General features: G+C 66.2%; 11 protein-coding genes. 10 read left to right on the top strand and 1 reads right to left on the bottom strand.

Going from position 1 to position 9,751, the window contains the following annotated elements; translation table 11 throughout:
• The 7 genes from B3446_RS17470 to B3446_RS17500 all read left to right on the top strand — a co-directional run.
• Positions 1-550 (top strand): 3-deoxy-D-manno-octulosonic acid kinase (locus B3446_RS17470; RefSeq protein WP_291383742.1); only part of this gene is annotated, 550 nt, incomplete at its 5' end.
• 144 nt (positions 551-694) lie between these two features.
• Positions 695-1,798 carry a polyamine ABC transporter substrate-binding protein gene (locus B3446_RS17475; protein WP_175184402.1) on the top strand — a complete coding sequence of 368 codons (1,104 nt, stop codon included), beginning with the start codon at positions 695-697 and terminating at the stop codon, positions 1,796-1,798.
• A gap of 5 nt (positions 1,799-1,803) precedes the next feature.
• Positions 1,804-2,931 (top strand): ABC transporter ATP-binding protein, encoded by a 1,128-nt coding sequence (locus B3446_RS17480; protein ID WP_175138744.1) that lies wholly within the window; start codon positions 1,804-1,806, stop codon positions 2,929-2,931.
• Entirely contained in the window at positions 2,928-3,839 is a 912-nt protein-coding gene (locus B3446_RS17485) for an ABC transporter permease subunit (RefSeq protein WP_175125746.1), read from the top strand. The genes B3446_RS17480 and B3446_RS17485 overlap by 4 nt, the downstream gene beginning before the upstream one ends.
• Positions 3,836-4,645, top strand: a complete 810-nt coding sequence (locus B3446_RS17490) for an ABC transporter permease subunit (RefSeq protein ID WP_056567137.1) — start codon at positions 3,836-3,838, stop codon at positions 4,643-4,645. The genes B3446_RS17485 and B3446_RS17490 overlap by 4 nt, the downstream gene beginning before the upstream one ends.
• Positions 4,642-4,998, top strand: coding sequence for an arsenate reductase (locus B3446_RS17495; RefSeq protein WP_291383748.1), 357 nt, complete (start codon positions 4,642-4,644; stop codon positions 4,996-4,998). The genes B3446_RS17490 and B3446_RS17495 overlap by 4 nt, the downstream gene beginning before the upstream one ends.
• Before the next feature lie 25 nt (positions 4,999-5,023).
• Complete coding sequence (locus B3446_RS17500) at positions 5,024-5,713, top strand: DNA-3-methyladenine glycosylase (RefSeq protein ID WP_291383750.1); 690 nt, start codon at positions 5,024-5,026, stop codon at positions 5,711-5,713.
• Here B3446_RS17500 and B3446_RS17505 read toward each other — a convergent pair.
• Positions 5,710-6,426: a PhoP regulatory network YrbL family protein gene (locus B3446_RS17505; protein ID WP_291383752.1), complete on the bottom strand. Its 717-nt coding sequence runs from the start codon at positions 6,424-6,426 to the stop codon at positions 5,710-5,712. The genes B3446_RS17500 and B3446_RS17505 overlap by 4 nt on opposite strands.
• Before the next feature lie 113 nt (positions 6,427-6,539).
• On the opposite strand from B3446_RS17505, the gene rmuC reads away from it, so the two are divergent.
• The 3 genes from rmuC to B3446_RS17520 all read left to right on the top strand — a co-directional run.
• Positions 6,540-7,925 carry a DNA recombination protein RmuC gene (rmuC, locus tag B3446_RS17510; RefSeq protein WP_313368816.1) on the top strand — a complete coding sequence of 462 codons (1,386 nt, stop codon included), beginning with the start codon at positions 6,540-6,542 and terminating at the stop codon, positions 7,923-7,925.
• Positions 7,926-8,005: 80 nt separating this feature from the next.
• Positions 8,006-9,574 (top strand): amidase, encoded by a 1,569-nt coding sequence (locus B3446_RS17515; RefSeq protein ID WP_291383756.1) that lies wholly within the window; start codon positions 8,006-8,008, stop codon positions 9,572-9,574.
• A gap of 51 nt (positions 9,575-9,625) precedes the next feature.
• Positions 9,626-9,751, top strand: a 126-nt coding sequence (locus B3446_RS17520) for a hypothetical protein (protein WP_291383758.1), incomplete at its 3' end; no start/stop codon positions are given.

Raw genomic sequence — 9,751 nt, forward strand, 5'->3', positions numbered from 1 at the left:
GGGGCAGGGCTGGCAGGGCGTGCTGCGGCGCTACCGCCGCGGCGGCATGATCGCCCGCATCAGCCGCGACGCCTATCTGTGGAACGGCGAGTCGCGCACGCGCAGTTTTCGCGAGTACCGGCTGCTGGCCGCCCTGCGCGCGCAAGGGCTGCCGGTGCCGGCGCCGCTGGCGGCCGCCTACTGGCGCCAGGGTCCGATCTACCGCGCCGCCATCGTGGTCGAACGCATTCCCGGCGTGCGCCCGTTGGCGCAGGCGCTTTCCGAACCCCTGTGGCAGCCGGTGGCCGATGCCATCGTGCGCATGCACCGGGCAGGCGTCTGGCATGCCGATCTGAACGCCTTCAACATCCTGATTGGCAACGACGGCCGGGTCTGGCTCATCGACTTCGACCGCGGCACGCAGGGCGGGTTGTCGGAGCGGCAGCGCCAGGCCAATCTCGACCGCTTGCGCCGGTCGTTGCGCAAGGTGGCCGGCGAGGCCGGCGACCGTTTCTGGATGCGCCTGCGCGACAGCTACTGGACGGCCTGGGGCATCGGAATCCAGCCCTGATCCCCCGCCCGCCGGCGAAAGCTGCCATGGGGGCAATTGCGCCAATTACCCCCCAAAGTTGGGCAGGTCATCGCAAAATGGCTTTATCATTTCGCCTTTTGGTACTCCTGTCATAAACGGCATAGAGCAAGGGGGCTGGACATAATGGAACTGAAGGCGGGAATGCGCTGGGCGCTCGGCGCGGTGCTGGTCGCGGCGGCCACGTCGGCTGCGATGGCGCAGAACAAGGTCGTCAACGTCTACAACTGGGCCGAATACACGGCCCCGGACACGATCCCGGGTTTCGAAAAGGAAACCGGCATCAAGGTCCGCTATGACGTCTACGACAGCAACGACGCATTGCAGGCCAAGCTGCTGGCCGGCAAATCGGGTTACGACGTCGTTGTCCCGTCCACCCATTACGCCTCGCGTCAGATCGAAGCAGGCCTGTTCCAGAAGCTGGACAAGTCCAAGATCCCCAACTGGAAGTACCTGGATCCCGAAGTCATGGCGCTGGTCGCCACGGTCGATCCCGGCAACGAACACGCCATTCCGTGGGGCTACGGCACCAATGGCCTGGGCTACAACGTCACCAAGGTCAAGCAGATCATGGGCGACGACGTGGACCTGGCCAGCTGGGACATGATCTTCAAGCCCGAGAATGCCGCCAAGCTGAAGGAATGCGGCATCTCCATGCTGGACGAAGCCGCGCAGGTGTTCCCGGCCGTGCTCAAGTACCTGGGCAAGGATCCCAACAGCACCAACAGCGCCGACTACCAGGCCGCAATGGAAGTGCTGAAGAAAATCCGTCCGTACATCCGCCAGTTCAGCTCGTCGGGCTACATCGACGAACTGGCCGTGGGCGACCTGTGCATGGTCTACGGTTTCTCCGGCGACGTGATGATCGCCCGCAAGCGCGCGCAGGACGCCAAGAAGCCTTATGAAGTGAACTACTTCATCCCGAAGGGCGGCGCGCCGGCGTGGTTCGACCTGATGGTCATCCCCAAGGATGCGCCGCATCCCGAAGAGGCCCACGCGTTCATCAACTACATCGAAACGCCGAAGGTCCACGCAGCCATCACCAACACCATGTTCTACCCGAACGCCAACAAGGAAGCGCGGCAGTTCGTGAACAAGGATGTGGCTGAAAATCCCATGATCTACCCGCCCGCCGAGGTCTCCAAGACCCTGTACGTGATCAAGGCCTTGCCCTTGAACATTTCTCGGCTGCAGAACAAGTTGTGGTCCGAGCTGAAGTTGGGAAATTAGTCATCATGAACGATAGCCGTTACTCGGCGCAGCACGCGGCGGACCCGGACGAGTTCGTCCGGGTCTCCGATGTTGTAAAGATCTTTGGCGATGTGGTGGCCGTGCGTTCGGTCAACCTGTCCGTCAAGCGAAACGAAATCTTCGCGCTGCTGGGCAGCTCGGGCAGCGGCAAGTCCACCTTGCTGCGCATGCTGGCGGGCTTCGAGGAAGTGACCTCGGGCCAGATTCTGCTGGATGGCGAGGACATCACCAGCGTGCCGCCTTACCGCCGGCCCGTGAACATGATGTTCCAGTCGTACGCGCTGTTCCCGCACATGACGGTCGAGGCCAACGTGGCCTTTGGCCTGAAGCAGGAAGGCGTGGACCGCGCGGAAATCCATGACCGCGTGTTCGAGGCCCTGGACCTGGTGCAGATGGCGGGCTATTCGCGCCGCAAGCCCAACCAGCTTTCGGGCGGGCAGCAGCAGCGCGTGGCGCTGGCGCGCAGCCTGGTCAAGCGTCCCAAGCTGCTTTTGCTTGACGAACCCATGTCGGCGCTGGACAAGCAGATCCGCCAGAAGACGCAGATCGAGCTCGTGAAGATCCTGGAGCAGGTCGGCGTGACCTGCATCATGGTCACCCACGACCAGGAAGAAGCCATGACCATGGCGCACCGTCTGGCCGTCATGACCGAAGGTCAGATCGTCCAGTGCGGCACGCCGCAGGACGTGTATGCCTTCCCGAACTCGCGCTTTGTCGCCAGCTTCATCGGGTCGACCAACATGTTCACCGGCACCATCGTCGTCGACGAGCCCGATCACGTGGCCATCGAATGCGACGAACTGACCCGTCCGCTCTTCGTGAACCACGGGGTCAGCGAACCCCTGGGCATGGAAGTGCACGTCTCCATCCGGCCCGAGCGCCTGCTGGTCTCGCGTGAACAACCGGACGGCGAATACAACTGGGCCCACGGCATGGTCAGCCACATGGCCTGGATGGGCAGCTACGCGCTCTACCAGATCCGCCTGGATTCCGGCAAGACGGTCGAGGCCAGCGTGCCCAGCCGTCTTTTGGCCCAGATGGACGCGCCGGGCATCGACGAAGAAATCTTCGTGAGCTGGGACGCCGACAGCGCGACGGTGCTTGCGTCATGATCCGCTTTTCGCCCCGCGAGTGGCTCCCGTCGGGCAGGGCCCTGGCGGTGGTGCCGCCGTTCGCCTGGCTGGTGCTGTTTCTGCTGCTGCCGTTCCTCCTGGTGCTGAAGATCAGCTTTGCCGAGATGAAGTTCGGCATTCCGCCGTACACGTCGCTGGCGCAATTTCAGGACGAGGCGATCCAGTTCAGCCTGCACCTGCGCGGCTACATCCTGCTGTTCACGGAAAACCAGTATTTCCGCACCTACCTCAGCTCGGTGAAGATCGCCGGCATCACCACGCTGGTCTGCGTGCTGATGGGCTATCCCATTGCGTACTACATCGCCCGGTCGTCGGCGCGCGTGCGCAACCTGCTGCTGCTGGCGGTGATCCTGCCGTTCTGGACGTCGCTGCTGCTGCGCGTGTATGCCTGGGTGGGCATCCTGCGCAACGACGGCCTGCTGAACAACCTGCTGCAGGGCCTGGGCCTGATCTCCAGTCCGCTCGAGATCTACCGCACCGATCTGGCCGTGTATATCGGCATGGTCTACGCCTACCTGCCGTTCTTCATCCTGCCGCTGTACGCGACGCTGGTGAAGATGGACCTGCGCCTGCTCGAAGCCGCCTATGACCTGGGCGCCCGGCCCTGGCAGGCGTTCTGGCAGATCACGGTGCCGATGTCGCGCCAGGGCGTGATTGCGGGCGCGATGCTCGTGTTCATTCCGGCCGTCGGTGAATACGTGATCCCCGAAATGCTGGGTGGCGCGAACACGCTGATGATAGGCCGCGTGATGTGGAATGAATTCTTCAACAACGCCGACTGGCCGATGGCGTCGGCCGTGACGTGCGTGATGGTGTTGCTGCTGCTCGTGCCGTTGGTGTACTTCCAGTACAGCCAGGTCAAGCAGCAGGGCGGAGACCGCAAATGAACGGTCCGAACAAGACGCTGCGCGCCGTGGTGCTGGGGCTGGGCTACTTCTTCCTGTACGTGCCCATCCTCAGCCTGATGGTGTTTTCGTTCAACGAGTCGCCCTCGGTCACGTCGTGGACCGGGTTTTCGTTCCGCTGGTATCACTCGCTGGTCAATGACGACGCGCTGTTGCGTGCCGCCTGGCTGTCGTTCCGCATTGCCGTGCTGACGGCCACCGCGGCCGTCGTCATCGGCACCTGGGCGGGCTACGTGCTGGGACGCATGGGCCGGTTCCGCGGCTTTGCGCTGTACGTTGGCATGCTGAGCGCGCCGCTGGTGATTCCCGAAGTTGTACTGGGCATCTCGCTGCTGCTGATGTTCGTCGAGGTGCGCGGCGCGCTGGGCTGGCCCGAGCAGAACGGCATGTTCACGATCTGGGTGGGGCACGTGACGCTGTGCATGGCGTTCGTGGCCGTCGTCATCCAGACCCGCATCCGCGACCTGGACCGCTCGCTGGAAGAAGCCGCGCTGGACCTGGGCGCCACGCCGATCACCGTGTTCTTCAAGATCACGCTGCCGCTCATCGCGCCCGCGCTGGCCTCGGCCTGGCTGCTGTCCTTCACGCTGTCGCTGGACGACGTCGTCATCGCGTCGTTCCTGTCCGGCCCTGGCTCCAGCACGCTGCCCATGGAAGTCTTCTCCCGGGTGCGGCTGGGCCTCAAGCCCGAGATCAACGCGCTGGCCACCCTGTTCATCCTGGCGGTGGGCACGTGCGTGATCCTCGCCAACCGTATGCAATGGCGCAAGGAGTCCGAATCCAAATGACGCAAACCACCCTGTATGGCCTGACCAAGTGCAGCACCTGCGTAAAGGCGCGTGACTGGCTGACCGAGCATGGCGTCGACCACGCCTTCGTCGATTACCGCGACGATCCGGTGCCGGCCGCGACGCTCAAGTCCTGGTCCGAGCAGGTCGGCGGCTGGGAAAAGCTGGTCAACCGCGCCTCGATGACGTGGCGCAACCTGCCCGAGGACCGCAAGACCGTCCATACCGACGCCCAGTGGACCAAGCTGATCGCCGAGTACCCGGCCCTGGTGCGCCGTCCGGTCACCGTCACGCCGGATGGCGAGGTGAGTGTTGGTTTCAGTGAAAAGCGCTACGGCGAACGTTTCGCCTGAGGCCCGCGGCGGGGCCGGACAGGCCTTGCCGGACGCCTTCTTCGACCGCGACGCGGCTCAACTGGCGCGCGAGTTGCCCGGCAAGGTGATCCGCCACCGGGTCGGCGGCCTGTGGCTGTCGGCCCGCATCATCGAGACCGAGGCCTACTACCTGGAAGAGCGGGGCAGCCATGCCTCGCTGGGGTACACCCACAAGCGCCGCGCCCTGTTCATGGACGGCGGCACCATCTACATGTACTACGCCCGCGGGGGCGATTCGCTGAACTTCAGCGCGGGCGGCCCCGGCAATGCGGTGTTGATCAAATCGGCTTATCCGTGGACCGACGCGCTGTCCGGCCCCGAGTCGCTTGAACGGATGCGCGAACTGAACCCCGATGCGCAAGGCCGGCCCCGGGCGCTGGGCGCGCTTTGCGCGGGCCAGACGCTGCTGTGCCGGTCGCTCGGATTGAAAGTGCCTGAATGGGACGCCCGCCGTTTTGATCCCGACGCCCTGTACGTGGAAGACGTGGGCGAGTCGCCGCCGTATCTCATCTGCACCACGCGCCTGGGCATTCCGGCGGGACGCGACGAACACCTGAGCTACCGATTCGTAGATCCGGCCTACGCCGCGTTCTGCACGCGTAACCCGCTGCGGCGCGGGCAGCGCGCGGGACAGGATTACGTATGGGTGGACCGGCAGGGCATCGTGCTGCCTGAGGCGCCGGCCGGCGGCTAGACGCCGGCTTCGCGCACGCGCCGGGCCAGCGATTCGCGCAGTTCGGCGTACTTGCGCTGCAGGCGGCGGCGGTTCAGGCGTTTGCTCCACGCATACAGCGGAATCAGCGGCAACACGCCGAAGCCGTCGATCAGGTACAGCCCCTTCTTGCCGTCGGCGTTCAGGCCCACGGCGATGTTGCTGGTCGACATGTCGTGCACCACGACGTGCGCATCGGCCAGGTCATCGAAGAACGCATCGAGCTGCGCCTTCAGCGCATCGTCGAGCAGACCTTTCATGGCCAGATCGGTCACGGTCGGCGCCATGTTGCCGGCTTCGTCGGTGATCTTTTCGACCACCAGGCCCAGACCCAGCGAGGTCTGCGCCACCCCGACGATGCGCGCCATGGGCACCTGCCACACGCCGGACGGGCGCGTCGTGGTGGTGACGTATTCCGATATCTCGTTCAGGTACACGCGGTAGGCGCTTTCGCGCTGATACTGCTTGTACCAGCGCTTGAACGGCCGCGCTTCCAGGTAGATCGCCCGCGCGCGCATGTCCATGACCTTGACGAGCAGGGCGGGGGAGTGCGGGTGCTGGAAAATGTGCCGGTCTCCGCCCGTGGCAAGCGGCGTTGCCGAATCCAGGTTCAGCGGTCCGAACACGGACTGGAATGAGACGGCAGGCGTGCAGGCGGAGCGGTCGGCGGAGTTCAAAGAAGCGAGGGTATCCATGCAGATGGCCGCCAGTTTAATCCTCTTGCTCCGGCCGCGCCTTCACGCCGGCGGAGCAGGCTGGAAAGGGGGGCGGAATGGGACCTACAATTCGCGCTTTGGAGATGCCTTTCTTGAACGATATTCTGCTTTGGGTCGCCGCCGGCGGCGCCGTGCTGGCCTTCGTGGCCGCCGTCCTGGCGTGGCTGCGTCCGTCCGCTTCCGACGCTCGCCTGGAGGCCTTGCTGGAAGGCCTGGAACGCACCGAGCGCGCGCTGCGCGCCGACATCGCCGAAGGCCAGCGCGGCCTGCGCAGCGAGTTTTCCGAATCCACGCGGGCGCTGCGGCAGGAACTGGCGCAGTCGCACGGCGATCTGCGTGCCGGCCTGTCGCGCGATGCGCAGGCCGCCCGGGCCGAATCCGCCGAATCGCTGTCGCGCTTTGCCGCGGGCTTTTCGGAGCAATTGCAGGGACTCATCCAGATCAACGAGCGGCGCCTGATGGAAGTGCGCGCCACGGTGGATCAGCGCCTGCAATCGCTGCAGTCGGACAACAGCGCCAAGCTCGACGAAATGCGTCGCACCGTGGACGAAAAGCTGCACGCCACGCTGGAGCAGCGGCTGGGCGAGTCCTTCAAGCTGGTGTCCGACCGCCTGGAAGCCGTGCACAAGGGGCTGGGTGAAATGCAGGCGCTGGCCGCCGGGGTGGGCGACCTGAAGCGCGTGCTGACCAACGTGAAGTCCCGCGGCACGTGGGGCGAAGTGCAACTGGCGCGCCTGATCGAAGACAACATGACGCCCGATCAGTACGCCAGCAACGTCAAGCCGGTGCCGGGCAGCGACGCGGCCGTGGAGTTCGCCATCCGGCTGCCGGGCCGTGGCGACGGCGGCGATCCGGTCTGGCTGCCGATCGACGCCAAATTCCCCAAGGAAGAATACGAGCGCCTCATGGACGCGCAGGAAGCGGCCGACGCCGAAGGCGTCAAGGTGGCCGGGGCCGCACTGGGCCGCGCGGTCGAAGTGCAGGCGCGGCTGATTGCCGGCAAGTACATCGCGCCGCCCCACACGACCGACTTTGCCATCATGTTCCTGCCCACGGAAAGCCTGTATGCCGAGGTGCTGCGCCGCCCCGGCCTGCTGGACAAGCTGCACGACCTGCGCGTCAATGTGGCGGGCCCGAGCAATCTGGCCGCGCTGCTGAACAGCCTGCAGATGGGGTTCCGGACGCTGGCAATCGAACAGCGTTCCTCCGAGGTGTGGCAGGTGCTGCGGGCCGTCAAGACCGAGTTCGGCAAGTTCGGCGAATCGCTGGCCAGCGTCAAAAAGACCCTGGACACCGCCAGCAACAAGATCGGCCAGACCGAGGTGCGCACCCGCGCCATGTTGCGCAACCTGAAGGGCGTCGAAGCGCTGCCGGAAGCCGATGCGCTGCGCCTGCTGGGCGGGGCGTCGGCGGACGTTGCCGATCCCGAGGACGACGACGCCGAGGAACCCCGCGCGCCGTCAACTGGCGCCGTCTGATACGCGCGTTTTGGGCCCCCGGGGCGGGGCCCGCCCCGGGGTGCGCTTGTTGACCTTACGCGCAGCCGATATCCTCATGCATGCGGCACTTCGCCGTCGATACCTGGAGCATCGTCAGCATGAGCATCGCCGAACGTCATGATTCCTCTTCTCTCGACGCGACGGCGCTGGGCGCCGACATCGCCCAAGGCGCCACCACCGCGCTGACTGCCATGCAGCAGGCGGTCGAGCGCGTCGCAGCGCGCAATCCGTCCATCAATGCCGCCTGCGGCGTGCAGGCCGAAGCCGGGCTGCGGCTGGCCCAGGCGCTGGACGACGAACTGGCGTCGCTGACGCCCGAACAGCGCCTCGCCATGCTGCGCGATCGGCCGTTCCTCGGCGTGCCGACCCTGCTCAAGGACCTCGCCACGGCGGCCATCGGCCTGCCTAGCGCGATGGGGTCCGTGCTGTACGGTCAAGTCACATGGAACCTCGATGCCGACATCGTCAAACGTTACCGGCGCGCCGGCCTGATTCCGTTCGGCCGCACCACCAGCGCCGAGCTGGGTCTGAGCCCCACGACGGAGTCGCCCGTCTATGGCCCGGCCACGCAGAATCCCTGGAAAAAGGGCCACAGCGCGGGCGGCTCCAGCGGTGGCGCCGGCGCGGCGCTCGCCAGCGGCATGGTGCGCATTGCGCACGGCAGCGATGGCGGCGGGTCGATCCGCATCCCCGCGTCGTGCTGCGGCGTGCTGGGCCTGAAGCCCTCGCGAGGCCTCATGCCGCTCGGTCCGCTTAAAGGTGAAGGCTGGGGCGGCCTGGCCACCGAACACATGATGACCCTGTCCGTGCGCGACTGCGCGGCGGCGCTGGACATCAGCGCGGGCGCCGATGTGGGCGCGCCCTATGCCGCGCCCGTCCTGCCCGCGGAATCCTATCGCGGGGTGGTGGCCCGGGTTGCCGCCGATCCGAACGCGGCGCCGCGCCGGCGCATCGCCTTCATCAACACCACCTACGAAGGCGGCGCCATTCATCCGGATGTCGCGGCTACGCTGGACGAGGCGGCGAAGTTCTTCGCGTCGCTGGGACATGAATTGGTGCCCGCGGCGCCGCCCGTCGGCTCCGAGGAAGTCCTGTCGCCGATGCTGCCGCTGATCGCCAGCGCGGCCGCCAACGCCATCGACAGCTTCGTGGCCGCGCGCGGCAGGCGCCTGGCCGCTGACGAACTGCAGCCCACCACGCTCGGCGCGCGTGAATATGCCCGCGCGATCTCCGGTGCGCAGTACGTGGCCTGCGTCGACACCTGCCACGAGATCACCCGCCGCATCGGGCGTTTCCTGCATCGGGATGGCGCCCAGGGCTATGACCTGTTTCTGAGTCCGGTGCTGGCGTTGCCGCCCGCGCCCATCGGCCGCTACGCCATGGACAACGCCGATTATCTGGCCTACCGTCTGGGCAAGAAGGGCGTCATCGGCTATTCGCCCTTCGCGCCGTTGGCGAACCTGACCGGCATGCCCGCCATCTCGATCCCATTTGGCATGTCCGCGGACGGGCTGCCCATCGGCATCCAGGTGATGGGGCCGCTGGGCGCCGAGGCGCAGCTGCTGGAACTGGCGGCGCAGGTCGAAGCGCTGCGGCCCTGGCCCTTGACCGCGCCCATGGCCGGGTAGCGGGTGCGGGGCAACCCGCGCCGCAGCGGCCGTTCGAACCAGGGAGACTCCATGTCATCGTTCGCGACGCATACCGTGTTCAACCAGGTGCCGCCCCTGGAAGACTATTCCCTGTACGACACCGATCCGGCGCTGCGCGAGGCCGTGCGCCGTGAAGGCGCCGAAGCGTGGGCGGGC

The sequence above is a fragment of the Achromobacter sp. UBA5777 genome (assembly GCF_002418565.1).
Taxonomy (GTDB): domain Bacteria; phylum Pseudomonadota; class Gammaproteobacteria; order Burkholderiales; family Burkholderiaceae_B; genus Achromobacter; species Achromobacter animicus.

What these genes read in the sequence shown, in the direction of transcription:
- B3446_RS17515 (WP_291383756.1), top strand. Translation starts at nt 8,006, where the DNA reads ATGCGGCACTTCGCCGTCGATACCTGGAGCATCGTCAGCATGAGCATC.
- B3446_RS17495 (WP_291383748.1), top strand. Translation starts at nt 4,642, where the DNA reads ATGACGCAAACCACCCTGTATGGCCTGACCAAGTGCAGCACCTGCGTA.
- B3446_RS17475 (WP_175184402.1), top strand. Translation starts at nt 695, where the DNA reads ATGGAACTGAAGGCGGGAATGCGCTGGGCGCTCGGCGCGGTGCTGGTC.
- B3446_RS17490 (WP_056567137.1), top strand. Translation starts at nt 3,836, where the DNA reads ATGAACGGTCCGAACAAGACGCTGCGCGCCGTGGTGCTGGGGCTGGGC.
- B3446_RS17480 (WP_175138744.1), top strand. Translation starts at nt 1,804, where the DNA reads ATGAACGATAGCCGTTACTCGGCGCAGCACGCGGCGGACCCGGACGAG.
- B3446_RS17485 (WP_175125746.1), top strand. Translation starts at nt 2,928, where the DNA reads ATGATCCGCTTTTCGCCCCGCGAGTGGCTCCCGTCGGGCAGGGCCCTG.
- B3446_RS17505 (WP_291383752.1), bottom strand. Translation starts at nt 6,426, where the DNA reads ATGGATACCCTCGCTTCTTTGAACTCCGCCGACCGCTCCGCCTGCACG.